Origin of the sequence: Rhizobium sp. Root1220 (assembly GCF_001426265.1) — a bacterium.
In the GTDB taxonomy this organism is placed as follows: Bacteria; Pseudomonadota; Alphaproteobacteria; order Rhizobiales; family Rhizobiaceae; genus Rhizobium.
Genome location: NZ_LMDG01000012.1, coordinates 479,068 through 504,130, shown reverse-complemented (window position 1 = coordinate 504,130; position 25,063 = coordinate 479,068). Strand labels below are relative to the sequence as shown.

Here is a 25,063-nt window from a genome sequence, read left to right as displayed (position 1 = left end):
GATTGTTATGTTATTACATCAATTGCGTTATGCTATAACGTGTGCGATAGCAGGGCGCAACAGCACTTTCGGAAAAATGATGCCGCTACCCGCAAATTCCGAGGCGAAACCGCTCGTCTCGCTGTCCAATGTCGGCGTCCGCCGAAACGGTCGCTGGCTGGTGCGCGGCGTGGATTTTTCTGTCTCCCGAGGCGAGATCGTGACGCTGATCGGCCCGAACGGCTCCGGCAAATCGACGACCGTCAAGACGGCGATCGGCGTGCTGAAACCCGACGAAGGCCGGGTGCAGCGTGAAGCTGGTCTCAAGGTCGGCTACGTGCCACAAAAGCTTGCGATCGACTGGACCCTCCCGCTTACCGTTCGCCGATTGATGACGTTGACCGGACCGCTGTCCGAGCGCGACATGATGGATGCACTTGACGCGGTCGGGCTGGCGCACATGTCTGACGCCGAGGTGCAGCATCTCTCCGGTGGTGAGTTCCAGCGGGCGCTGATGGCGCGCGCCATTGCCCGCAAGCCCGATCTTCTCGTACTCGACGAACCTGTGCAGGGTGTCGATTTCTCCGGCGAGATCGCGATCTACGATCTGATCCGGTCGATCCGCAACGCGACCGGCTGCGGCATCCTGCTGATCTCGCACGACCTTCACGTGGTCATGGCGGCGACCGACACGGTCATCTGCCTGAACGGTCACGTCTGCTGCCGCGGCACGCCGCAGGCCGTCAGCCAGAGCGCGGAATATGTACGCCTGTTCGGCAGCCGGGCGGCGCAGTCGCTCGCGGTTTACAGCCATGACCACGATCATTCCCATCTCCCCGATGGCCGTGTGATGCATTCGGACGGTTCGGTGACGGAACACTGCCATCCGGAAGACGGTCACCACCACGATCACGCCCACGACCATGCGAACCGCGATCATGGGCATCATACCGCCGCGCCGGACCACGAGCACAAGCATCCAGCGGGGGACCAGCATGCTTGACGATTTCTTTGTCCGCGCAATCCTTGCCGGCGTCGGTCTGGCGCTGACGACCGGGCCGCTTGGCTGCTTTATCATCTGGCGCCGGATGGCCTATTTCGGCGATACGATTGCCCATTCGGCACTACTTGGCGTGGCGCTGTCGCTGCTCCTGCAGTTCAACCTCATGCTTGCCGTCTTTCTGGTGGCAGCAACGGTTTCGATCCTGCTCCTCGTTCTGCAGAAACGGCAGGCGCTGTCGGCTGACGCTCTACTCGGCATTCTCTCGCATGCGACGCTGGCAATCGGCCTTGTCATGGTTGCCTTCATGAGCTGGGTGCGCATCGACCTGATCGCCTTCCTGTTCGGCGACATCCTGGCCGTGTCGAAGACCGACATTGCCTTCATCTGGGGTGGCGGTGTCTTTGTGCTTGCGGCCATCGCCTGGCTTTGGCGTCCGCTCCTGGCATCGACCGTCAATCCCGAACTTGCCGAGGCGGAAGGTCTTCGCCCGGAGCGGGCAAGGCTGCTCTTCATGCTGTTGATGGCGGTGGTTATTGCAATCGCCATGAAGATCGTCGGTATCATGCTGATAACCTCGCTGCTGATCATACCGGCTGCCGCGGCGCGCCGGTTCGCATCGACGCCAGAGGCCATGGCGGTTCTCGCCTCGGTGATCGGCGCCGTCGCCGTCGTCGGCGGGCTCTTCGGCTCGTTGACCTACGATACCCCATCAGGCCCATCGATCGTCGTCGCGGCGCTGATACTCTTCGTCCTCAGTCTGCTGCCGAAGCGCGGACAGGGGCAGGCGGCAACGGAAGGACAAGGCTCATGAACGCTCCGCTTCTGACGAAAAACCAGGCGCTGGTCTTCGACGTGCTTGAGAAGGCCGATGGGCCGCTGAGCGCCTATACGATCCTCGACAAGCTGCGCGACCACGGCTTCCGCGCCCCGCTGCAGGTCTATCGCGCTTTGGAGAAGCTGCTCGAGTATGGCGTCGTGCACCGCCTTGAAAGCATCAACTCCTTCGTCGCCTGCGCCCATCCCGGCGAAAACTGCCACAGCCACGGGATAGTTGCTTTCGCCATCTGCGAAAGTTGCAGTCAGGTTATGGAGTTCCACGACCACGAGGTCGATCATCGGCTGATGGATTGGACGCGGGGCAAGAAGTTCAAGGCCGAGAAGACCACGATCGAAATCCGTGGCCTTTGCGAGGCCTGCGCTGCTTAGGGCTCGTTCCGAAGTCGCCGCAACCGGAAGCACCTTATGGGTGTATATAATATATATGTAATTTAAGATTGCATTTTGCGTTTCATGATTTATGATCTCTCCAGGTTAAGGGGGATTTCATGATTTTCACGCGCAAGTCCATGCTGCCAATACTGCCGCTGCTGCTCGGCGGCTGCGCCGCCTTCGCGCCAACCTATAGCGAGGCGATTTACACCAAGTTGGACGGCGCGCATTCGAGCCTTACCAAGATCGAGACTGCAATCGAGACAAAAGCGCCGCGGCACACGCCGTATCGCGATGTGGAGCCATATTACATCGATGCGCTGGCGCAGGTAAAAGAAGCAGGCGATATCGCCGAGAAGCGACCGGCTTACCTGCAAGGTCGTCCCGCAGCCGACGCGGCGCAGCTCGTAGCCGACAATATCGACCGGTGCCGCAAGGCGATCGAGCGCTCAAGGGCGGCATTCGATGGGGACGGGCAGGCGCCGAACGAAGCCGACAACGTCGCCATCGTCCGAAACACGTGCGCCATCGCCAAGACGATGGAAGGCTCGTTGAAGTAGAGGTTCAATCATGGTCGATCTCTCAACATTCGCACCGCAATCCGCCGAGGAGCTAGGCGAGGGGCTGCTGACCGTCGCTGCCGTCAAGGCCAAGGAGCATTGGGACAGCATCAGACAGGAGATGACTGCCCAGCTCACCTTCATCGCTCAGATGACGGCCAAGGTCATTGCACAACTCGCCGCCAAAAAGATTACCGCGCAGCAGGCCGATGTGACCTTGCACCTTCTCGAGTACAATCTGAACAGTGCACTCGCGGAGTTCAAATTTCTTGTCTACAACGCGGCGCAGAAAATCCTGTCGGCGGTGTTCGATCTCATCAAGGCTGCCGTCAAGAATCTTACCGGCGTCAGCCTGCTTTTCTGACGCGTCGTCTCAGAGCGCCTTCAGGTCGCGTGCGAAGCGCTGCCAGTTCGCGACGTATGTTTTCGCTGATTTACGCAGGCTTTCGATCGCGTCGTCGTCGAGTGTGCGGATCGCGCGGGCGGGCGATCCGACGATCAGCGAATTGTCGGGGAATTCCTTTCCCTCTGTGACCAGCGCATTCGCCCCGACCAGGCTGTTGTTGCCGATCCGGGCACCGTTGAGCACGGTCGCCCCCATGCCGATTAGGGAGTTGTCGCCGATGGTGCAGCCGTGGACGATGGCGTGATGGCCGATGGTGCAGCCCTCGCCGATCGTCACCGGCGAGCCCGGGTCGGTGTGCAGCATGGCACCCTCCTGGATATTGGTCGCCCTGCCGACGATGATCGGTTCGTTGTCGCCGCGCAGCACCGCGCCGAACCAGATGCCGACATCGGCACCCAGGATCACCTTGCCGATCACATGCGCGCCCGGCGCAATCCAGTAGGTGCCCGGTAGCGGCAGATCGGGCTCATGTCCGCCAAGGGCGTAGACTGGCATGGTGTTTCTCCCGTCAAGCGACGTTGATCGACAGCTGTGCGACACCGTCGATGCCGCAATTAATATGATCGCCGCGCCTGACGGCGCCGACGCCGGCCGGAGTGCCGGTCATGATGACGTCACCGGGCGCGAGGATGAATAGCTTCGACAGTTCGGCGATGATTTCCGGTACCTTCCAGATCATCTGGTTGAGGTCGCCGTCCTGGAGCCGCTTTCCGTTGAGCTCGAGCCAGATGCGGCCGGCAGCAGGGTGCCCCAGCAGGGATGCGGGTACGATGGCGGAGACCGGCGCGGAATATTCGAACGCCTTGGCGACCTCCCACGGTCGGCCAAGCTTCTTGGCTTCGGCCTGCAGGTCGCGGCGGGTGAAATCTACGCCGACGGCATAGCCGTAGACGCAGTCCAGGGTATTTTCGATGGCGATGTCCTGGCCGCCCGATTTCAGCGCCACCACGCACTCGACTTCGAAATGAACGTCGCTGGAAAGCGGCGGATACGGAAATTCCCTGCCCGGCGGCAAAAGGTTGTCGGCGTTCTTCTGGAAGAAGAAAGGCGGCTCGCGGCTCGGATCATGGCCCATCTCGATGGCATGGTCGGCGTAGTTGCGGCCGACGCAATAGACGCGGCGCACCGGAAAGCGCTCAGACAGGCCGTCCACCGGCAAAAGGACGGACTGCGGAAGGGGGATGACGGTGGCGGGACCGGACATAATGCACTCTTGCTGTTTCCGTGAGTCCCGGCATCTTAGACGCAAAATGCAAGGCTGGGAAAGCGCAGTTCGACCGCCGGCTTGTTCCTTTGTCTCGCGGCACATCAGACCATCGCATGATACGCGCTTGTCGCCCAGGGAGGGAGTTTGTGCGTCGGGCAATCTTTCATCCACCCATTCCGGCATTGCTGCCCTGCACCGGGAAAACTGGCGTTTTCCCGGGCTTTGCGCGATGAGCCGGCCATGACGACATCCGATTTCTACGCCGAGCCCTGAAAACCGGCCGGCCGATCTTCGCGGTTGCCCCGATGATCGATCAGATGGCCGTCTCAAAGCAGTTCAACGATGGCGTAACGATAGCCTCCTACGTCACATCCACCGTTGAGGGGTCTTGCAGGCGCAAGCCTTTGTGGCTTGGCGAGATATTGTCTGGCAATACGCATATTCTGACTTTGCCAAGGTGCAGGCGGGAGAGCGGGAGCAGCCGGCCGTGGCTGAAATCCTGAGTGAACTCCCCGAAATCGTCTGGCCGTAAACGGAGCCAGCATCATGTTCTGGAAAGTCTTCCGGCTCGCGCCGTTGTCGGTCGCGATCTATCCCGCGTGCGCGCTGCTATCCTGGCTGGCAACACTGCTGTCCTATCCGCTGTCGCCGCTGATTGCCGGGATATCCATGGTGACCGGCAAGAATGAGGTGGGCGGGCTGCTCGCCTACTTCTATACCCACGACAACAGTCTCGACGGTGGAGTTGATGCTGGCATTCCCGGCTATGACGCCAACGCGCGCGGTCTAAAACGCTGGTGGCTGCGGGTCTGCTGGATCTGCCGCAATCCCAGCTATCGATTCAATGCCTATGTTCTCGGTCTGCCGGCTGGAGGCACGACCATCATCTTCCGGCAGGGCGAGTGGCCGAACTTCCGGCTGTGGACCGTTCTCGAGACAAAATCCGGACGTCGGTACTTCGGCTATCGCGGCAAGAACGATCAGTGGTTTGGCTGGAACTACATTGCCTACGCCGGACGGCATCTGCTGAAGTCCAAGCCGATCTAACTGGACGAGAAAGAGAGGCCATTGGTCGCAGTGCGCCGTGGCGGGGTTTCATTGCCCGCTTCGTTTCCATACCTGAACAGGGTGTTCACGTTGCGTTAACCGCGCAGGGTTCAAACCTCTCCTTAGGTAAAGCGAAGGAAATGAAAATGAATGTCATGAAAGCAGTCTGCACAGCCATGGTTGCCCTTTGCGTCGGTGCCACGACTTTGACGCCGGCTTCCGCTGCCCCAATGCCGGCTGTTCATCCGGTGGTCGGGCAAGATGTTGATTTAGTTCAGGTCCGTGACGACCACCGTCGGCCACAGTATTACGGCGGGCACGATCGGAATGACCGCTACTACCAGGGTCGCGACCACCATCGTTACTCTTATCGTGACCACGATCGCGACCGCCGCGGTTACTATCGTGGATATCGCGGGTACCACGATCGCCGCCCTGGATATCGCCGGTACAATGACGGGCTTTGGTACCCAGCTGCCGCGTTTGCATTGGGCGCCATTATTGGTGGATCTATCAACAGATAGGCAATCCAGCTCGACAAGTTAAGTAAACAGTCTGAAGGCTCCTTTGCGGGGGCCTTTTTTCTATCCTAGGCGTCCCCCCAGAACTTTTCCCGATGTGACCCGCGTCTGAAACTTCATTCTTGGTCGTTGGTTCCGCAGAGACGAAAAAAGCCCCGCTGGCTGATGGCGGGGCTAGGCTACGAGATAGGAGTGCGCGGGGGAAACAGCGCAATGATAAAACGTCTGTCGCTTACCTTTGTTCCGCTCGGGAAAGACACTGCCAGCTAGGCCCAGCGTTCATGCCCCAATCCGGATGGCAAGAAAATTGTTTCAATTAGTTTCTGGATCGCTAATGTGCTTGGCATGGCATACCGAACGGTGCGGCTAAAACAGGGCGCAACGGGGACCGAGCATCCTGTTACAGGACGAAATCTCGAATGCCGTAGGGAGGGAAGCTTAGCTCTTCCGAGGCAACACCTGAGCTTCTCTCCCGATTCGTCGCAACCTGCTAGAAAGCTACCGATACGGTTGCGGTGATCTTGCCGCTGACCCCTCCAAAGCCAATGTCAATGTTGACGCATACTTCCGCGCATATCTTGGCGCCGCCGACAGTCTGACAAACCTTGAAGCACTTCTTGAATTTTTTCTCGGATACACCCGAGTCCGGAGGAACTACCACGGGGGGATAGGTGACAGCCATTCGAAGCCGACCGGGTGATTCTTTTCGTTCCTCCGCTTCCTTCTCTTCGTGACCCTCTTCCAACGAAACTATGGAAGCACCCGCCAGCTCTGAGGGAACCTTTAATCCGAATGCCCGCGCGAGGTGCGTAACGTCCTCGTCTCCAACGAGCTTGCCATCGCCTATGCGCTCGGTGAGTTCGACGAAGAACCTTCCCGTCTTCGCAAAGGTGTCCATACTATCAAGAAATAGGTTTAGGGGCATTTCCCTGGTCCTTTCAGGTGCTGGGAACTGAAAACTACACAGATGGAAGCCGGTGGGGTGGAGGCGTGTTTAGCCTGTGACGAAGGGGCGCTTCGAACACACTGTGTTGGCTTTTTGAGCGGCCAACCAAGAAAGTCACTGATGAGCTAGTATGCGCCTCTAACGAGACTATATCAAGGTGGTTCAACTGAACGGAGAGCAAGCGGGTGCCTAATCCCCAGTTGATTTTCGCTGGATGTCGCGCGCGAAATGGCGGAGTGCGCGGGACCGCAGGCTGACATGCTCGTCTTCCTGATTGAGAAGGCGTCACAGGAGGACAAGGACGAGGCAGCCCCGCGTGGCATTGTGGTCGGTACCGATGGGGGGACAGAGCTTCAATAGCCGTCTGATGCCTGTCCCAGCCTTCAGCACAATAAAGCCCCACCATGAGTTGGAGGGGCTTTTATGGGTGATGACCGCGTTAGAGTGGCCGATCAATAGCACTCGTTCTGGAAGGTGTCGGCGTGGCGCTCGTGCCGCCAATCCGGATAGCAGGTATCCCAACCATTGTCGTTGAACCGGCGGAACCCCCGATGGCTCAAATGGCCGGAACTGTGAGTTGTGTTTTCCGAGAAACTATCGTTATGGCTCCCTAAATTCCCGCGATCAAGGCCCCCAGGATGTTCTGCATTAATCGAGCCTCCATCACCTCCTGGGATGTAGCCGTAGGCCATTGCAGGCGTGAAGGCAAAAAAAGACGCGACTGTCAGGGTGGCGGCGATCAATCCAGTGACTGCGGCTCTGCTTAACCTGGACACAATATGCTCCTTCGGAAGTTATCTGCACCGACCAAGGTACGGCCGTGAGGGAACGGTAGCTCACAGCTTTATCTTGCGGAATCATACGCAGGTGTCGGGCAATCGATACCAAAGCTGCCGTTCGCGCTCTTGGCCAATCGATGTGTAGGAAATCCGGATTTTAGAGAAGGCCGCCCCAGGGGTGGGACGGCCTCTAGTGCGGATCATTATTCCGCCGACCAGAGCGAGGGGGATTGCGCTCAGATCCTGTAGCGAGGGTGCTACTCATCACCTCGCGAGAGGGGTTCAAGGTGATGCTCGGAAGATACCGTGGAGGGACACGTCGATCCACTATACACAGGTTTAGCGGAGCCTGGACGTTGAGAGACGGAGGGCTGGTGCTGCGGCGACAGTAAGCCCCTGTGTTGGTTGGGCTAAGTGGTGTTGCACACCGGGGAAGTGAAACCGACCACGGCACGCTGGTCGACTCACCAGAAATTCGCGACCCACCAAACGGATACGATAGCCACCGCAGCAATTGAGCTGGTGTATGTCAGTCGCAAAGCCATCGTTTGCTTCCTCCTTCGGTAACTAAAAGAAAGAGGTGAGCGCGCGCCGCGCGCCCGTCGAGCGACGCCCCTTAAGGCTGGCTGGTTGCCGGGGACCCAGGAGTAGCCGCTGGCGGCGTCATTGGCACCACGGGCTTCGGAACCGACTCAGTGATCGGCGGCCTGGGGGATGCGGTTGCTACTGGGTCGGTCGCCATGCCACCCCACTAAATGGTATGCGTGCGGGTGAGGGTGGTCAACAGCGTGAAAGGTTCTCGCATGCAAGACGCGGGCGCGTTAAACTGCTTCACGAGCGCGTTGGGAGATGCGGATGAGCACATTTCGGGATTTCTTCGCAGCGGTCGCTTTGATCGGTCTGACAGCGCTCTCTTCGGCGTGCACAACGCCAAACAATCACAACCGCGGCGATTCTGTATACCGTCCGGGGAGTTTCAACAATCCGGCATGCGCTGGCGGTTTCAGACCTACAAATGCGTTGTCGTGCTAGCTACGGCTGGCGGTGTTGCGTGGCCTCCGTCCACTTCTCCCGTGCTGTTGCTTCCATTTCGTCTAGCTCCACCCACACGTCGTTGCCCTTCTTCTGTCCGGGGTGTTTCATGTCGCGCCCAAGCACACGGCTGTGCGGCTCGTCAAAATCATTCCAACAAATGCGGACAATCTCTTCCTGCCGGCGGGTGGAGTAAGTTGCGAAGGCGATGATCTTGTGCATGGGCGATGATTGCGGCGTGCGCGCCTGCCTATCGACAAAGTGCTGCATGATCTTGTCGAGTTCGGCCAGGGTAGGGCGCCTGTCGCGCTTCGCCGACTTGCTGATGGTTTCCTGCCGAGACAGTGCCGCTTGAGCGTCTCGCATCGCCTGATAGTCCAAGGGAACATTTCCACAGTGCGCGAGCATCTTTGAAGACGGCGGATAGGTGGCTGATATAGTTGCCGACGGAATGGGGCTTCCTGCCGCCACTCAGAAGCTCGCGGGCGAACGATGAGATGTCGCTGGCCTTGATCGCGGCGCAATCCATTGAGGCGATCGAGTATTCTTTGATTGAGCGCAGGCATTGCTCCTTGGTGCGGCCGATTTCCTTCTTCTCTTTGGTGTAGAGGTCGATCACATCGGCCAGCGCGGTCGACTTCGCGGAAGCGCGCTCGATGGCGCCAGGCCTGTCCAACTCGGTTTCGCGGAGGCGGATCCACGCCTCAGCTTCGCGCCGCTTGTCGAAAGTCTTCGCTTCGCGCCAAACAATGACGCCGCCTATCTTTCTCAAGATTTGGGCGGTATATCCGGTGCTTCCCGTCCTGCCGCTTTCTAGCGCTGATGGTTCCCATGGTACGACATTTCTCACTCAAAGTACTACATTGTTGTACCTCACGGTAAAAAAAACGGCGCAACATCCGGAAAAAGTCCGACAAAGTACGACAAAACATGACAGGCCAAACTGAGGCTAACAACTTGAATTTATATCGAAAAGCCAGTGTTTCAAAGGTTCCGATCTTCGGGGTTGCACCTATGATCGACTGGACTGACAGGCATTGCCGCTATTTCCACCGGCAGATCAGCGGCAATGCGCTGCTCTATACGGAAATGGTCGTGGCAGATGCGATCATCCATGGACCGCGCGAGCGGCTGCTGTCGTTCGACGGGGCGGAGCATCCGGTGGCGCTGCAGCTCGGCGGTTCAGATCCGGCCAAGCTGGCGAAGGCGGTGGAGATCGCCACGCCGCATGGCTACGACGAGATCAACCTCAATGTCGGCTGTCCCTCGGATCGGGTGCAATCGGGGACCTTCGGGGCCTGCCTGATGCTGACGCCCGGGACGGTGGCCGATTGCATCAGGGCGATGAAGGCGGTGTCGGATGTGCCGGTGACGGTGAAGTGCCGGATCGGAGTGGACGACCAGGAGCCGGAGCTGGCCTTGCCGGCGCTTCTCGACAAGGTGCTCGATGCCGGCGCGGACGCGGTGTGGATCCATGCGCGCAAGGCCTGGCTGAAGGGCCTGTCGCCGAAGGAGAACCGCGAGATTCCGCCGCTCGACTACGAGATCGTCTACCGCATGAAGCAGGCGCGGCCGGATGTCTTCATCGGCATCAACGGCGGCATCCAGACGCTCGACGAGGCGGCGGAGCACCTGCGGCATGTCGACGGCGTCATGCTCGGGCGGGCGGCTTACCAGAATGCCGCCGTGCTTGCCGATGTCGACCACCGCTTCTTCGGCGCGCCGCAAAGCGAGACCGACTGGGACGAACTGCGCGACCGGATGATGGCCTATGCCGGGCGGCATATCGCCGGCGGCGGCAGGTTGCAGCAGGTGGCGCGCCACATGGTCGGGCTGTTCACCGGGCTGCCGGGGGCGCGGCGCTACCGGCAGATCCTGTCGACCGACGCTGTGAAGGCGGGGGCGGGGCCTGAGGTTATCGCGGCAGCCTTTGCGGCGGTGGATCTTGCCGGGACGCCGGAAGCGGTCGGCGCCTAAAGCAGGGCGGGCTAGCGGCAACAGGCCGATGGCGGGCTGGCTTTGTACCGGGAATGACAAACCCGTCGATCTCGCCGTCTCTTCAGCACTACGCCGTCCGGGAGTCCGCATGGTCAATTCGCGCGAGCCTTGACCGTCATCATCGCACGGTCGGGACAAGTGGGGACGTCAATGGCACCGGCCGCCACGCGGCTCAGGCCAAACAAAAAAACGGCGCCCTTGCGGAGCGCCGTTTGCATTCCCGCGGTGGCGGAAATTGAATCAGTTAGCCGAGATGTTGACGGCCTTCGGGCCCTTGCCCATGCGATCCGGCTCGGTGTCGAAGGTCACCTGCTGACCTTCGCGGAGCGACTGGATGCCGGAAGCCTGAAGAGCGGAGATGTGAACGAAAACGTCCTTCGCACCGCCGTCCGGAGTGATGAAACCAAAACCCTTGTCCTGGTTGAAGAATTTTACGATGCCTTTGGTGGCCATTGGGATAGGTCCTTTTCCCTGTAGTCTGTCTGGTATCCACCCCCCCGAAAGGAAGTGGACGGCTTTCACTTTCGCGCCCCCTCATCCTGAATTCAGCGCGCGAAGGGTCAGTCGAGTAGTTCACGAACGGGGAAAGAACGTCTACGCACGTGAGGTCCCCCACGCCACCCTCCTGCCGGAAGGCTTAACCACATCAGTCCAGTCACCGGCATGCAAATGCCCGAGTACTGAATTGGTGCCAGTAAACGAAGCAAAATGCAAGCGCCAATATTGTGACACCAGATCGAGCAAGCCGGGAATACCCAAAGATTCAAACACTTGACCACAGGTTAACATTAACCAGAGGCATTGTGCCATTCCCGGATTCCGTGCCGGAACGGCACTTGGCGGCCGCCACGGCGGCGTCGATACAGCGATGGCCGGGCGCACCCGGCGGCAGTACCTGGCGGACGATCCCCACCGCCGCAGGCCAGAAATCCGGCGGATCCCGCGTCAGGATGAAGACCAGCGCGCGGTCGTCGCCATCACGGGAGAATTCGTAGAGCGAGACCACCAGGCCGAAGATCGCGTAGAAGCCCTTGTCTTCGTCCTCCGTCAGCATCGCCTTGCAGACCGGCAGGCGCTCGCAAAGGGGGATGCGCAGGCAGGACCGGCTGCGGCGGCAGCGGCGGATGCCGCAGGTCATGAGCGGCATGGCCAGCATCTCCGAGGTGCGCGCCATCAGATCGGCGAAGACATCGACGCCGAGCACAATTTCCATCGCGTTGAGGGGCATGTGGCGCTTGAACAATGGGGTCGGCGTTTCCGGCATGTCGGTCCTTCCCGGCGGCTGCGCGCGGCGTCGCCTTCACGCGGCTGGTTTCACCCGTGGTTTGATCTCGGCTTGACTGCGCCGACCAATCGAGGGCGGCAAGGTTCGGACGGGGCGCTCGAAAGAGCCGCATCTTGGGGTAGTGTCATATGGCGCTATCGAGCGCCCCGTTCGACGGTTTTTATCCGCGACTCCGGTCCCTCTGGCTCCCCTCCTGACCTTCGTCGGGAGAAGCCTGCGCTTCCCGCTGGAGGGGCCGTTGTGTGCCACACAGGCACGTCCGGAGCTCAACTCGACGCGGCATTCTCGCCACGCCGCCGTCTCCGGAGGGAGACCATTTTCCGCGGACCCCGGATGAGAGGACTTGCGTCGTTCCCAACCACCCGGCGCCGGCCCCGTCTCGCCGCAACGCCTTGCGGTGTATCCGTGAGGGGACGAGGGGATCATGGCATGGGGGTGAGGGGGTGGGGATGAAGTCTTTGCGGCGCCACTGATTTTTCTAGAAGAATTGCGTGAGTTGTCCACCACCACCTACGCCGGGCTTCGCGCCAGGAGCGGTAAATAAAAAGAACGGTAGCGGGCTTGCTTGGTCGGGATTAACGGTCGACTGACGGGACTTCGGGAGAAATGAGAGAGGGTTCGTTATCTTAGTGTTGGAAGTTATCGACTTGGGACTTGTTTCAGATGTCGTGTCTGTGCTTCCGTGAAGGGAACGCATTGAACCTTCGTTGCTATCGCTGAGGAGAAGTGCATGCTTAGACCGATATTTGCGTCAATCGTCGTAGCGTCGAGCTTGATGCTCGGCGTACCGGCATCCGCACAAGCGCGAAAGCCGGACGAAAAAATCGTCACTGATGCCTATCTCTATCTGCTCGACCGCGCGCTGGTGATCAGACAGGAACATCTTGACCGGAACGGGAAAGACTTTGCCTACAATGTCATCCGGTACAATCCGCTGGCGTCTGCGGATTTCACCAATCCCAACTTCGACGTTGCCTATTTTGAAGCGTGGCTCGCGGTTGATGACAGTTCTGCAGCGGTTGTGGAGATACCGGAAATCAAGGGCCGCTACTACACCGTTCAAATCCTGGACGAATGGGGCGAAGTCATCACCAACATCAATGACCGGACGTTTCCGAGCAAGCCGTTCGGCAAATATGCATTGGTGAAGCCCGGTTCGACGGTGGCGATCCCCGAAGGCATGGGCCGGATCGAACTGCATTCCAGCAAGGCCAAGTTGCTGGGTCGCGTTGAACTCAAGGGCGATCCCGATACCGCAGTGAAGCTCCAGCACGCTTTCAATGTGACGACCATCGGCAATCCGAAGATCGCCCCACCGCCAGAAATGCCGCTGTTCAGCCAAGCCGACCTCATCGGCGCCGAGATATTCGACAATCTGGATGAAAGACTGGCCAGTGCTCTCGATATCTCGCCGGCCGCCGCCGAGATGCAGCAGCAGGTTCGCGCTGTGGCCGCTTACTCAGCCTCCAGCAAGGAGGCATATGCCGAAATCGATGCCATTCTACAAAAATTCATTCCCCAATATAGGGAAAATGTTCTCGTCACTACTGTCCCCTATGTAAACCATTGGGCATGTGCAGCAAGCGCGGGCAACTATGGGTGGGAATACCAGCATCGGACCGGTGCGGCTTACACCGGCATCTGGACGAACAATCCTCGCGAGGTGGTCTATTTCGGTGCGGTCAATGACGGGCAGGACAAGCCGCTGGAGGGGAGTAACGACTATGTCATCCACTTCCCGGCGGATGGGCTGCCGGGGACCGTCGTCGATGCGTATTGGTCAGTCATTCTCGTTGACTTCCCAGGCTACCGGGCCGTCCAAAATCCGCTCAAGCGATACAATTTCAACAACCATTCGCCTTTGGTGAAAGAAAGCGACGGCTCGCTGAAGATTGCGATCGGTCCAAAACCTGTTCCAGGTATTGCTGAATCGAATTGGCTCCCCGCTCCCGAGGGCAAGCGGTTTTCGCTTACATTCCGCACCTACGTTCCGAAAGAGGGGCCGCGTACGTGTACGTGGACGCCACCAGCTATCGAGAAGCTCAATTGAACTGACTGAGCCTTATGTACCGACCGGAGGATTGGGACATTCAACCGGAGGCTTATAGGCGGCTCTAAATGTCCGATTCGGCGCCGAAAGAGGACAATTCTCCACGACCCTTAGTGCTCCCCTTGCGCTTCTTCTCGCCCGGTCCGCGTTGCTCCCGACGCCGCTTGCCGCGCACAGATTGTTAACTTCTGAGGTGGTTTGGCGATCATCGGCGCTTCTGTGCGGCCAATGCTCATTTTCGCTGCCACTTGCGCTTGTCGAAAGCTCGATCGACACTTCACCACAAAGCAGCAAACCTCGGGAGGGGCTACCATGAAATGCATCGTCGGATTTTTCACCACCAAGCCGGGCAAGCGCGAGGCCTATCTGACGGCGGCGCGGGAGCATCTGGAGATGAGCCGGCTCGATCCGGATTGCCTCTATATCGAGCTCGTGCCGATGCCCGAGCATCCCGACCGGATCCTGCTCGCGGAGGCGTTTACCAGCGAGGAGGCGCATCGCCGGCATGAGGATACCGAGCACATGCGGGCGCTCTGGGCGGTTGGCCCTTCGCTGCTCTCGCACGTGGTGATCGACAACGTGATTTCCGACCAGGTGCAGCACATCGACGAGCGGTTCGACTGACGGTTTTCCCGCCCCGGCCAAGTGCGCCAGCGGGTGCTAGCGTCCCGGCCGGCCGGTCTTGCCCTTGGTGCGGCTCTTGCGCTTCTGCTCGCCCGGATCCTCGTACGAGCCGACGCCTGTCTTGCCGCGCACCAGCGGGCGAGGGTCGTCTGGCTGTCTCTTGCTCCTGCCTGCGTCGTCGCCGATGCCGCGTTCCGGCTGGCCCTCGAGCAGCGGCGAGAAGCGTTTGGTGCTCTTCGCCGAATCCGGCTTGTCGGGCAGTGCGCGGGTGACCGGCTTTTCGGTGCGGCCGACGGTCATTTCGTCGAGGTCGTTGCGGCGGAAAAGGGGGCCCCGTGACGGAATGGCGGTGTCGGTGCCGGGGGCAATATCGTCGAGGCCGGGTTTCTGGAAGAGGGAGGTGGGCCTCGCACCTTCGGCTTTCCCCTCCCCAACCCTCCCCACAATGGGGAGGGAGTCGTTGGTGGTTGCCGCTGGCTTGAGGGATTCACTCGTCGCCTTGGCGTTGCGCTTGATGCCCTCCATCGCCTTGGATTCCTCGCGGGCCATCTGGTCGTCCATGACAGAGAGTTCGGCGGCCTTGAGGCGCTTGATCTCGTCGCGCAGGCGGGCGGCCTTTTCGAAGTCGAGGTCGGCGGCGGCGTCGCGCATGGCCTTTTCCAGCGCGTTGAGATGGGTCTGCAGGTTGTTGCCGACGAGATTGCCGCCATCGGCGAAGCCCTTGCCGGAGACGCCGGAGATGTCGGCGCGGACGTGGTCGCGTTCGTAGACGCTGTCGAGGATGTCGGAGATCCTCGCTTTCACCGATTCCGGGGTGATGCCGTGCTCGGTGTTGTAGGCCACCTGTTTTTCGCGGCGGCGGGTGGTTTCCTCCATCGCCCTTTTCATCGAGCCGGTGACGGTGTCGGCATAGAGGATGACCTTACCGTCGACGTTGCGCGCGGCGCGGCCGATGGTCTGAACCAGCGATGTCTCGGAGCGTAGGAAGCCTTCCTTGTCGGCGTCGAGGATGGCGACGAAGCCGCATTCGGGTATGTCGAGGCCTTCGCGCAGCAGATTGATGCCGACAAGGACGTCGAAGGCACCGAGGCGCAGGTCGCGGATGATCTCGATGCGCTCGAGCGTGTCGATGTCACTGTGCATGTAGCGGACGCGGATGCCCTGTTCGTGCAGGTATTCGGTCAGGTCCTCGGCCATGCGCTTGGTGAGCACGGTGCAGAGGGTGCGGTAGCCCTTGGCGGCGGTCTCGCGGATCTCGCCGAGCACGTCGTCGACCTGGCTGCGGGCGGAGCGCACTTCGACCGGCGGGTCGATCAGGCCGGTCGGGCGGATCACCTGCTCGGCGAAGACGCCGCCGGATTCCTCCATTTCCCAGCCGCCGGGGGTGGCGGAGACGGCGACGGTATCCGGACGCATCGCGTCCCATTCCTCGAAGCGCAGCGGCCGGTTGTCCATGCAGGAGGGCAGGCGGAAGCCATATTCGGCCAGCGTCGCTTTTCTGCGAAAATCTCCTCGGTACATGCCGCCGATCTGCGGCACGCTGACGTGGCTTTCGTCGATGAACAGCAGGGCGTTGTCGGGGATGTATTCGAACAGTGTCGGCGGCGGCTCGCCGGGGGCGCGGCCGGTGAGATAGCGCGAATAGTTCTCGATGCCGGCGCAGGAGCCGGTGGCCTCGAGCATCTCGATATCGTAGCGGGTGCGCTGCTCCAGGCGCTGCGCCTCCAGCAGGCGGCCGGACTTTTCCAGCTCGGCGAGGCGCAGGCGCAGCTCTTCCTTGATCGACTTGATGGCGCCGTTCAGCGTCGGGCGCGGGGTGACATAGTGGCTGTTGGCGTAGATCTTCACCGATTTCAGGTCGCCGGTCTTCTGGCCGGTCAGCGGGTCGAACTCGGTGATGCTGTCGATCTCGTCGCCGAACATGCTTATGCGCCAGGCTGCATCCTCCAAGTGGGCGGGGAACAGCTCGATTGTATCGCCTCGTACGCGGAAGGAGCCGCGCACGAAGTTGATGTCCTGGCGCTTGTATTGCTGGGCGACGAGGTCGGCGAGCAGCTGGCGCTGGTCGAGCCGGTCGCCGACTTCCATCTGGAAGGTCATGGCGGTGTAGGTCTCGACCGAGCCGATACCGTAGATGCAGGAGACGGAGGCGACGATGATGCAGTCGTCGCGCTCGAGCAGCGAGCGGGTGGCCGAGTGGCGCATGCGGTCGATCTGCTCGTTGATCGAGCTTTCTTTCTCGATGAAGGTATCGGAGCGCGGCACATAGGCTTCCGGCTGGTAGTAATCGTAATAGGAGACGAAGTACTCGACCGCGTTGTCGGGGAAGAAGTTCTTGAATTCGCTGTAGAGCTGGGCGGCCAGCGTCTTGTTCGGCGCCAGGATGACAGCCGGGCGCTGGGTGGCCTCGATCACCTTGGCCATGGTGAAGGTCTTGCCGGAGCCGGTGACGCCGAGCAGCACCTGGCTGCGGTCGCCGTTTTCCAGGCCCTCGACGAGGTCCTTGATGGCGGTTGGCTGGTCGCCGGCGGGCTCGTAGTCCGAGACCATGCGGATCTCGATGCCGCCTTCGGACTTCGGCGGCCGGGCCGGGCGATGCGGCGTCCACATCTTGCCGTCCTTGAACAGCGGATTGCCGGATTCGATCAGCGCCGAGAGGGCCTCGACCGTAGCGGTGACGGCGGTGCCGGCCTTCAGTCCGGCGGCTTCCTCCAGCGTCGTGTCCATGCCGGAGACCGGGTTGAGGCCGGCGGCGGCGCGTGTCCTGGGGTCGGTCGAGCCGCCCATCGAGGTGCCGCGGGCGGATTTGGAAGCGGCGATCTCCACCTTCTTGCGGTGCTTGCCGGCCTTCGAAGCGATCTGCCGCTGGGTCTCGACGCCGGACGCTTCGGCATCGGCCTCCAGCTGCTTCACCCAGTCGGCAACGGAACCCTCGAGCGGGGCGCCTTCAAAGCCGGATTGGGGAGCTTCCTCGAAACCATCGGGGGTGGGGGACGTCTTCGGAGATTTGGCCATGGCCGGAATATGGCGAGAGTCATCGGCAAATGGAAGAGGGAAAGAGTACAAAAGGGAAACGAATAAATTGCCCAGACATAGTGACGGTCGTTCGTTGCCGTGTCGGGGCAGCACACCGTTGTTCCCGGTCGCTGCGGGTTGATTTGGTCGCGAGCCCGAGGGTGGCATTGGCCGCGCCTCTTGCCCGGCTTCAGACGATCACCGGCATCAGGAAGGCAACGAACTCGGATTGCTTGGTGCCGGCGCTGTTCTTTTCCAGCCGCGGGAAGGTTCTCTCGCAGACGGTGTTGCCCTGGTTGCCGCCCAGCAGCGTGACCGCGCTGCTCGTCCACGACACGACGAAGCCGACATGGCCGGTGCCGGTGGCCCATTTGAGGTCGCTGAACGGCGCATAGCGGCGGACCGCGATGGCTCCAGGCTGCGGCCCGGCGAGGACATGGAACTGCTTCTTCTTGTTCCAGTAGAACGAACGGGCGCCGGGGTGATCGGTGCCCATGTGGCCGCTGGTGACGAGGCAGAAGTTGACGAAGGCGGCGCACCAGTCGACCTCGTCGCCGCCGGCGACCTCGAACCAGGGTGCGCCGATCTTGAAATAGTAAAGGATACGGGGGTTCTCGTCGGGATCCGGCCACTCGCTGCGCTCGCGGGCCGGCAGGGCGGCTTCCCGGCGGGCGATGGCCATCCAGTCCTGGGTGGCGGATGCGGCAGAGGAGGCGACACCGATGCTTTCGTTCATCAGCGGAGCGGGTGGCGCGTTGGCGCGGATAATCCCGGGTTTCCACCCTTCGATGACCTGGATGGTCCGTGCGATCTTGCGGAAATCCTCGGCCTTGAGATCCGCGAGCACGGCTGCGAGCGGAATGCCGGTGTGCTCGTGAATGAATTTGGCGTAGGCGTCGGAGTTGTTTTCACTCGGCGGCGCGTAGCGGAAGATCGCGGCCTTCAGCGTCAGCTTGATGTAGGCCGAGGTCTTCAGCAGCGCGATGATCGCTGCCTTACCGAGCTCTTCGCTGGGAAAAATGGCGAAGCTTCCGTCGTCGCCGATGGCGCCTGCATTGATCGAGAAGTCGCCTTTGCGAATATTGCCGGCGTTGCAGTCGCGCCAGGAGCGCGAGCCGCCCTCGCGGATCTGGTCACGCCCAGAGGCGTCCGTATAGAGGATCGTCTTTGGCGCGATCATGCGGGCGTGGACGAATTCACCGGGCGCCCCGGCCGGAGGCGCATCGGGATCGTCCATGTTGGAAACGGGCGGCGCGCTGGGGAGCGCCTCATCAAGCCTCTCCGTCGCTGACGGAGTGCCGGATGGGCTGTAGACGACGGTATAGGCGCCGTCGGCTTTGGTCAGCGAAAGCACGATCATTCTTGTCCGCACAAGATCAGCGAGCGTGTCCGCCAATCCTGCCTCGGGGATTCCTCTGAGCGTTTCCATGGCAATGCTCCGCCATTCGGATGCCGCAAGGCGGCATCGCGGTGTTGCTGGATTGCAGGCTTGCTATCGATCGGGATGCCGGTGTCAGAAAACGGAAAAATTCAAATGACGCTATGATCATCATCATGCATAGATCTGTGGCGATGTATACCAATTCGATGCAATCAAAGATTGCGGTTCCTGCGGCAAGGGTCGCGTGAAGGTCCACATGCCGGCGTGGCCGATTCAGGGGCATACTCGCAGCGAGGGCCTCGAAGACACTTGAAGCCCTGCGATTTGGCGATACATGGTGCCGCCAGCTTCAACTCACGGGAATCGCTCATGCCGTTCGCTATCAGCCCCGCTGCCATCTGGCCGGTCATCATGTTGCTTGCCTCCAATGTATTCATGACATTCGCCTGGTATGGGCATCTGAAACACAAGGGCACAGCAATCTTCATCGCCATCGTCGTGAGTTGGGCGATCGCCTTTTTTGAATATTGCCTGGCCGTGCCGGCGAACCGTATCGGCTCGGAGGTCTATTCGACCGCGCAGCTGAAGACGATGCAGGAGGTGATCACGCTACTGGTGTTCTCCGGCTTCTCGGTCTTCTGGCTGGGTGAGAGCCTGACATGGAACCATGCCATCGGCTTCGCCCTGATCGCCGTCGGTGCGTCCTTCATCTTCCGTGGTTGAGCATGCCTTGTGACTGCGTTCAGCACTCCACGAACGAGCGAAGCCGTTCGAGCGCGGCGTCCCACTGGCGGGAAACTGTCTCCAGATAGGCCTGCATCTCGACGATTTGTTCCGGGCGGAAGGCACAATGGCTTTCGCGCCCGATCCTGCTGTTGCGGACAAGGCCGGCCTTCTCGAGCACATGCAAGTGTTTGGTGATCGCCTGGCGCGTCAGTTCGGTTCCAACGGAAAGTGAAGCGATAGATCGTTCTCGCCCGTGGCTGAGAGTGGTGAGCAGCGACAGGCGGGTCGGATCCCCGAGAGCAGCGAACCGCGCCGCAACCGAATAGTTGCGGATTGCGCGCGCTGTCACCCCATCACGTCGTAAAGGCGGAAGATGAAACTGACCTGGTACAGCAGGTTCAGCGACACGAAGATCGCGTGGAAGCGCCGGTTGGCCGTCCAGGCGGCGATGATGCAGAGGACGATATAGACGATGTTGCGGGTGGGATATTCCCAGCCTAGCGAGACGATATGATCCTGGCCCTTGATGGCGGTGTCGGCAATGTCGATGGCGTAGGTGAGGGCCAGTGTGCCGAAGAACCAGCGACGGCGGGAAATGAAATACTCCTCGTAGCCGCCGTACTCGTCGAGCGAGGCGGGGAAGAGCAGGGCGCAAAGCAGGAAGAACAGGCTGCAGAAGCAAACCAGGAAGAGATAGACGCCGAAATGCAGGACTGGGATGGCCTGCACGCGATACTCCCACCACCAGATGTGGATGATGAACAGGAACATCGACAAGGCCCAACCGAGATGCACGGCATAGACCTTGCCCTTCGCCGGGTGCTGGATGATGCCCGCGATGCCGGTGAGCAGCCGTGCGAGGCTCAGCGAGATCACCATCCCCATCACGACCTTGATGTGGAGGAAGACCTCGGGCGACGCGAGCGGCTGCATTGGGCTTATTCCGCGGGAACGGGTGTTGGCTGGCCGTTCTCGTCGAGTGCGACCATGATGAAGATGCCGGCCGTGACCTTTTCCATGTTGTTGTAGCGGGCCCGCGTTGCCCAGGCTTCGACCAAAAGAGTGATGGAGGTGCGACCGACGCGCTCGATCTCGGTGTAGATCGAGAGGGTATCACCGATCTTGACCGGCAGCGCGAAGGCCATTTCCTTGACGGCGGCGGTGACGACGCGGCCCTTGGCGCGCTCGGCAGCGGAGATGCCCGATGCAAGGTCCATCTGGGCCATGACCCAGCCGCCGAAGATATCGCCGGCCGGGTTCGCATCGGCAGGCATCGCCATGGTCCGCAGCGTCAGCGTACCCTTCGGCTTGAGGTCTTCGGTCATGGGGGCTCCTGTTCTGGGCGGTGCAAGTGGTGATCCGCCGAATCCCACCGCAGACCCGGCAAATCGAAATCAGGTGATGTCGCCAATGCGGACGGCGGAACCGCGTTCGGAAACCCGGGTGCGCTGTATGAAAGTGCGCGCCGCCCGGGCTACCAGCCGGAAAATATCAGCCCTTTGGCTGTGGCACGATGCGGATGTAAGGCTTCGGCGCCTTCCAACCGTCCGGGTAGATGGTCTTGGCTTCATCATCGCCAACCGAACCGGCGATGATGACATCCTCGCCGTTCTGCCAGTTTACCGGGGTCGCAACGCGGTGCTTGGCAGTGAGTTGGAGCGAGTCGATGACGCGCAGCACCTCATCGAAATTGCGGCCGGTCGTCATCGGATAGATCAGGATCAGCTTCACCTTCTTGTCGGGGCCAACGACAAACACGTTGCGGACGGTCTGGTTGTCCGCCGGCGTGCGCTTTGTCGGATCGCCGGAGACCGGTGCCGGAAGCATGCCGTAGAGCTTGGAGACATTGTAGTCGATATCCGCGATCATCGGGAAATTGGGCGCGTGGCCCTGCGTTTCCTCGATGTCGCTCGCCCAGCCGGCATGCCGATCAAGCGGATCGACCGACAGGCCGATGATCTTGACACCGCGCTTGTCGAATTCGGGCTTGATTTTGGCCATGTAGCCGAGCTCGGTGGTGCAGACCGGCGTGAAATCCTTAGGATGCGAGAACATCACGGCCCAGGAATCGCCGATCCAGTCATGGAAGCGAATTTTTCCGTCGGTCGTTTCTGCTTCAAAATCCGGTGCGATATCATTGATAGCGAGGGTCATCGTTCACTCCCGAGGTTGCAATTGTCATCGTGGCTGATCTGTTTGCCAAATCGCTGATTTAATCAAGTGCAGGGAGGGCGGAAACGATCAGCTTTTGATGAGGACCCGCGCCTGCACGGGCTGCGCTATGCCCTTGAGCGCGAGCAGGCGCGGCTCCGCTCCTGTCATCCGGTCCGGCGCCTGGGCGGCCGTTGCGTCCGACACCAGGATTTCGCCGGCGGCCGCCTTGGATTCCAATCTCGCCGCGAGATTGACCGCGCCGCCGATCGCCGTGAAATCACTGCGGAAAGTCGAAAACTCGCCGATCTCGACGTCTCCGGTGTGGACGCCGACACCAACGCCGAGCGCAGGCCCGTGCGAACTGTCGAGATCGGCGTTCAAACGATCGAGGGCCGCGGTGCAACGCCGCTGGATGTCGCGCGCTGCCATGATGGCGGCGCCGGCGTGATCCCCTATCTTGATCGGAAAATTGAAAATCGCCATCAGGCCATCGCCCATCTGCTTGTTGACGATGCCGTCGTGCGCCCAGATCGCCTGCGCGCACAAATCCTGGAACATGCTGACGAGTTCGCTCAACTTGACCGGATCGATCCGTTCAGACAGCCTTGTGAAACCCCTTATGTCTGCAAAGAGGATGGTGGCGCTGACGGTGACATGGCGCTTCTTCTTGACATATCGAAAGGAACGTTCGCAGATCGTGCAGATGTTCGGGTTCATCTTGCTGCGGGTGATCCCGAAGGCGCGGAACGGAAGCGCAAGCGGACCGCGAATCGGGATCGGGACGTGCATCTGGTCCCAGCAACCCAGGCAGATTTTGGCGCTGCCCTGGCCGTTCGGCTGGATGAGATCCGAGGCTGCTGTCATGTTTCGCCATCCACCTCCGCTGCCAAGGCACATGGCCGTGGCTCACAAGAAGCATCTGACATTCATTGTTCTTTGGCAACTCCTGTAGAGTTCTGAAGATCAAGCCACCCCGAAAGCCAACGCAACCCGACGAAAAGTCTCCAACTAAAGTCCTATCGGATATTGGCCAACCAGATTTTCTGCTCGACAGAATATCGTTTTATAATAAACGTTTATATGAATTCAAATCGACTTTGGAGATTTGTCTGACGTAACGTTATGTGAGTGGTGCCTAATCGAAGTTCACGATACGGTAAGAGACCCATTGCAGTATTTGACTATTATCAAATTCTGAACTGCCGGGGATCCATGCGTAACGTGAAGATTTCTACTCGCCTCTACACTCTCGTCGTGATGGCGCTGGCCATTCTAGTGCTGACCATTGCCTTCTTCCTTAACTATTCGCACGCCAGGCTGGAGAGCGAGCGGAAGAATGGCCTTGCGCAGATGGATGCGACCGCCATCGCGATCTTCCAGAAGTACTACAAGCTGGAACAGGCGGGCACCATGACACGGGAGCAGGCGCAAACCGCTGCCAAGGACGTCATCTCGACCATGCGCTACGGCGGCAACGGTTATTTCTGGATCAACGACATGCATCCGACGATGATCATGCATCCGATCAAACCGGAGCTGAACGGAACGGACCTGTCTCAGAACAAGGACCCGAACGGCAAGTTCATTTTCGTCGAATTCGCCAATACCGTGAAGAAGAGCGGCGAGGGCTTTGTCGACTACTACTGGCCGAAGCCGGGCGCCGCCGATCCGGTGCTGAAATATTCGCACGTCGTCGGCTTCGAGCCATGGGGCTGGGTGGTCGGAACAGGCGTCTATGCCGACGATCTGGCGGCGCTCTACCGGCAGAACGCGCTGTGGGCCGCTCTGACCTGCCTTGCCGGCGCCATCGTCATCATCTCGGTTGCCTTTGCCATCGTGCGCAGTGTCACGCTGCCGATCGCCCGCCTGCAGGGTGCGATGAACGCCATTGCAGCCGAGGAGCACACCGTCGAGATTTCCGATCACGATCGCCGCGATGAAATCGGCCAGATGGCGAAGGCCCTGCTCGTGCTGCGCGATTCCGTGCACGACCGCGTCGTCATGCGTGACCGCGAAAGCGAACAGCAGCGGGTCATTGACGACGAGCGTCGCGGGAACGAGGCAAGCTGGCGGTCGGCCGCCGATCGGCAAAGCTTTGCGATCCAGTCGCTGGGCGCCGGATTGGAAAAACTGGCTGCCGGCGATCTTACCGTTGCCATCGGCGATATAGGCGATGACTACGGCAAGCTTCGTGGCGACTTCAACACGGCTGTCGACGCATTGAACGGCGTGATCCAGGCGATCGCGGAATCAAGCCGGATCGTCAACGACAGCGCCGGCGATATCAGCGAGGCGACCAACAACCTGTCGAAGCGTACGGAGCAGCAGGCGGCGGCACTCGAAGAAACCGCCGCAGCCCTGGACGAGATCACGGCGACCGTCAAGACAGCCTCGGAGCGGGCCAGCGAAGCTCGGGAAATGGTGGCCGAAACGAAGGCGAGTGCCGGCAAGTCGGGCGAGATCGTTCGCAACGCCGTTACGGCGATGAACTGTATCGAGGATTCGTCTAACCGCATCGGCCAGATCATCGGCGTTATCGACGAGATTGCCTTCCAGACGAACCTGCTGGCGCTCAATGCCGGCGTTGAGGCCGCGCGGGCCGGCGAAGCGGGCCGAGGTTTCGCTGTCGTCGCCCAGGAGGTGCGCGAACTGGCGCAGCGGTCGGCGAGCGCCGCCAAGGAGATCAAGGCACTGATCAGCAAGTCCGCCAGCGAAGTCGGAAACGGGGTCACGCTGGTGCGTTCGACCGGCGATGCGCTTGTCGAGATCGAGGAACTGGTCAACCGCGTCAATGCGCATGTCGACTCCATTGCCACGGCGGCGCGCGAGCAGGCGACGGGTCTCCACGAGATCAACACCTCTGTCAACCACATGGACCAGATGACGCAACAGAATGCTGCGATGGTCGAAGAGACAACGGCGGCGAGCCAGACGCTTGCGGAGGAAAGCCACCAACTGAGCGGGCTGCTAGCGAATTTTCGCCTGCGGTCAGCACAGCAAGCCGATACGCGGCGTCTTGGCCGAGCGGCGTAGCTGCGTCGATGGGTGGAATAGGGCGGTTGCACTTGCGCACCGCCCTAATTTATTCCCTCGACTTGAGTTTGCATTTTTAGGCGGTAAGCTCACAACCAGTGCTGTGGG

The 25,063-nt window shown here is 60.5% G+C and carries 25 protein-coding genes; 12 read left to right on the top strand and 13 right to left on the bottom strand.

Annotated elements, in window-relative coordinates:
* Positions 1–79: 79 nt before the first annotated feature.
* From ASC90_RS11745 to ASC90_RS11725, 5 genes are all read left to right on the top strand, one after another.
* Entirely contained in the window at positions 80–982 is a 903-nt protein-coding gene (locus tag ASC90_RS11745; protein ID WP_056540009.1) for a metal ABC transporter ATP-binding protein, read from the top strand.
* Positions 975–1,793 carry a zinc ABC transporter permease subunit ZnuB gene (gene znuB / locus ASC90_RS11740; RefSeq protein WP_056540006.1) on the top strand — a complete coding sequence of 273 codons (819 nt, stop codon included), beginning with the start codon at positions 975–977 and terminating at the stop codon, positions 1,791–1,793. The genes ASC90_RS11745 and znuB overlap by 8 nt, the downstream gene beginning before the upstream one ends.
* Complete coding sequence (locus ASC90_RS11735; protein WP_056540003.1) at positions 1,790–2,188, top strand: Fur family transcriptional regulator; 399 nt, start codon at positions 1,790–1,792, stop codon at positions 2,186–2,188. The genes znuB and ASC90_RS11735 overlap by 4 nt, the downstream gene beginning before the upstream one ends.
* Positions 2,189–2,307: 119 nt before the next feature.
* On the top strand, positions 2,308–2,751 hold the full coding sequence (locus tag ASC90_RS11730) for a hypothetical protein (RefSeq protein ID WP_056539999.1): 444 nt from the start codon (positions 2,308–2,310) through the stop codon (positions 2,749–2,751).
* 10 nt (positions 2,752–2,761) lie between these two features.
* Positions 2,762–3,115 (top strand): hypothetical protein, encoded by a 354-nt coding sequence (locus ASC90_RS11725; protein ID WP_056539995.1) that lies wholly within the window; start codon positions 2,762–2,764, stop codon positions 3,113–3,115.
* Positions 3,116–3,124: 9 nt separating this feature from the next.
* Here ASC90_RS11725 and ASC90_RS11720 read toward each other — a convergent pair whose 3' ends face one another.
* Positions 3,125–3,652 carry a gamma carbonic anhydrase family protein gene (locus ASC90_RS11720; protein WP_056539989.1) on the bottom strand — a complete coding sequence of 176 codons (528 nt, stop codon included), beginning with the start codon at positions 3,650–3,652 and terminating at the stop codon, positions 3,125–3,127.
* A 13-nt stretch (positions 3,653–3,665) separates the two neighbouring features.
* A complete protein-coding gene (locus tag ASC90_RS11715; RefSeq protein WP_056539986.1) occupies positions 3,666–4,361 on the bottom strand; it encodes a fumarylacetoacetate hydrolase family protein in 696 nt (231 codons plus the stop codon).
* 549 nt (positions 4,362–4,910) lie between these two features.
* Between ASC90_RS11715 and ASC90_RS11710 the strand changes: the two genes are divergently transcribed.
* Positions 4,911–5,411, top strand: a complete 501-nt coding sequence (locus ASC90_RS11710; protein ID WP_056539983.1) for a hypothetical protein — start codon at positions 4,911–4,913, stop codon at positions 5,409–5,411.
* A 1,011-nt stretch (positions 5,412–6,422) separates the two neighbouring features.
* Here ASC90_RS11710 and ASC90_RS11700 read toward each other — a convergent pair.
* On the bottom strand, positions 6,423–6,857 hold the full coding sequence (locus ASC90_RS11700) for a hypothetical protein (protein ID WP_056539977.1): 435 nt from the start codon (positions 6,855–6,857) through the stop codon (positions 6,423–6,425).
* Positions 6,858–7,106: 249 nt separating this feature from the next.
* Here ASC90_RS11700 and ASC90_RS30260 point away from each other — a divergent pair, with 249 nt between their 5' ends.
* Positions 7,107–7,238 carry a hypothetical protein gene (locus ASC90_RS30260; RefSeq protein WP_280138319.1) on the top strand — a complete coding sequence of 44 codons (132 nt, stop codon included), beginning with the start codon at positions 7,107–7,109 and terminating at the stop codon, positions 7,236–7,238.
* A 1,451-nt stretch (positions 7,239–8,689) separates the two neighbouring features.
* Here the strand turns inward: ASC90_RS30260 and ASC90_RS11695 are convergent.
* On the bottom strand, positions 8,690–9,070 hold the full coding sequence (locus tag ASC90_RS11695; RefSeq protein ID WP_056539974.1) for a hypothetical protein: 381 nt from the start codon (positions 9,068–9,070) through the stop codon (positions 8,690–8,692).
* Between the two features lie 549 nt (positions 9,071–9,619).
* On the opposite strand from ASC90_RS11695, the gene dusA reads away from it, so the two are divergent.
* On the top strand, positions 9,620–10,666 hold the full coding sequence (gene dusA, locus ASC90_RS11685) for a tRNA dihydrouridine(20/20a) synthase DusA (RefSeq protein ID WP_056539969.1): 1,047 nt from the start codon (positions 9,620–9,622) through the stop codon (positions 10,664–10,666).
* 261 nt (positions 10,667–10,927) lie between these two features.
* Here the strand turns inward: dusA and ASC90_RS11680 are convergent, their stop codons facing one another.
* A complete protein-coding gene (locus tag ASC90_RS11680; protein WP_027511931.1) occupies positions 10,928–11,140 on the bottom strand; it encodes a cold-shock protein in 213 nt (70 codons plus the stop codon).
* A 310-nt stretch (positions 11,141–11,450) separates the two neighbouring features.
* A complete protein-coding gene (locus ASC90_RS11675) occupies positions 11,451–11,951 on the bottom strand; it encodes a hypothetical protein (RefSeq protein WP_056539966.1) in 501 nt (166 codons plus the stop codon).
* A 751-nt stretch (positions 11,952–12,702) separates the two neighbouring features.
* Here ASC90_RS11675 and ASC90_RS11670 point away from each other — a divergent pair.
* Both ASC90_RS11670 and ASC90_RS11665 read left to right on the top strand, forming a co-directional pair.
* Positions 12,703–14,022, top strand: coding sequence for a DUF1214 domain-containing protein (locus ASC90_RS11670; protein ID WP_056539963.1), 1,320 nt, complete (start codon positions 12,703–12,705; stop codon positions 14,020–14,022).
* Positions 14,023–14,334: 312 nt separating this feature from the next.
* Positions 14,335–14,646: an antibiotic biosynthesis monooxygenase family protein gene (locus ASC90_RS11665; RefSeq protein ID WP_056539961.1), complete on the top strand. Its 312-nt coding sequence runs from the start codon at positions 14,335–14,337 to the stop codon at positions 14,644–14,646.
* Between the two features lie 36 nt (positions 14,647–14,682).
* Here the strand turns inward: ASC90_RS11665 and uvrB are convergent, their stop codons facing one another.
* Positions 14,683–17,661, bottom strand: coding sequence for an excinuclease ABC subunit UvrB (uvrB, locus tag ASC90_RS11660; protein WP_056539957.1), 2,979 nt, complete (start codon positions 17,659–17,661; stop codon positions 14,683–14,685).
* A 190-nt stretch (positions 17,662–17,851) separates the two neighbouring features.
* Positions 17,852–19,090 carry a CHAP domain-containing protein gene (locus ASC90_RS11655; protein WP_200950876.1) on the bottom strand — a complete coding sequence of 413 codons (1,239 nt, stop codon included), beginning with the start codon at positions 19,088–19,090 and terminating at the stop codon, positions 17,852–17,854.
* 321 nt (positions 19,091–19,411) lie between these two features.
* Here ASC90_RS11655 and ASC90_RS11645 point away from each other — a divergent pair, with 321 nt between their 5' ends.
* Entirely contained in the window at positions 19,412–19,765 is a 354-nt protein-coding gene (locus ASC90_RS11645; protein WP_056539951.1) for a DMT family protein, read from the top strand.
* Positions 19,766–19,784: 19 nt separating this feature from the next.
* Here ASC90_RS11645 and ASC90_RS11640 read toward each other — a convergent pair whose 3' ends face one another.
* From ASC90_RS11640 to ASC90_RS11620, 5 genes are all read right to left on the bottom strand, one after another.
* Complete coding sequence (locus ASC90_RS11640; protein WP_244480362.1) at positions 19,785–20,117, bottom strand: metalloregulator ArsR/SmtB family transcription factor; 333 nt, start codon at positions 20,115–20,117, stop codon at positions 19,785–19,787.
* Positions 20,114–20,701 (bottom strand): hypothetical protein, encoded by a 588-nt coding sequence (locus ASC90_RS11635; protein WP_056539948.1) that lies wholly within the window; start codon positions 20,699–20,701, stop codon positions 20,114–20,116. The genes ASC90_RS11640 and ASC90_RS11635 overlap by 4 nt, the downstream gene beginning before the upstream one ends.
* A gap of 5 nt (positions 20,702–20,706) precedes the next feature.
* Positions 20,707–21,093, bottom strand: a complete 387-nt coding sequence (locus ASC90_RS11630; protein WP_056539945.1) for an acyl-CoA thioesterase — start codon at positions 21,091–21,093, stop codon at positions 20,707–20,709.
* 166 nt (positions 21,094–21,259) lie between these two features.
* Positions 21,260–21,922, bottom strand: a complete 663-nt coding sequence (locus tag ASC90_RS11625; RefSeq protein ID WP_056539942.1) for a peroxiredoxin — start codon at positions 21,920–21,922, stop codon at positions 21,260–21,262.
* Between the two features lie 87 nt (positions 21,923–22,009).
* Positions 22,010–22,786, bottom strand: a complete 777-nt coding sequence (locus tag ASC90_RS11620) for an adenylate/guanylate cyclase domain-containing protein (RefSeq protein WP_056539939.1) — start codon at positions 22,784–22,786, stop codon at positions 22,010–22,012.
* A gap of 348 nt (positions 22,787–23,134) precedes the next feature.
* Here ASC90_RS11620 and ASC90_RS11615 point away from each other — a divergent pair, with 348 nt between their 5' ends.
* Positions 23,135–24,955 carry a methyl-accepting chemotaxis protein gene (locus tag ASC90_RS11615; protein WP_056539936.1) on the top strand — a complete coding sequence of 607 codons (1,821 nt, stop codon included), beginning with the start codon at positions 23,135–23,137 and terminating at the stop codon, positions 24,953–24,955.
* Positions 24,956–25,063: the final 108 nt, after the last annotated feature.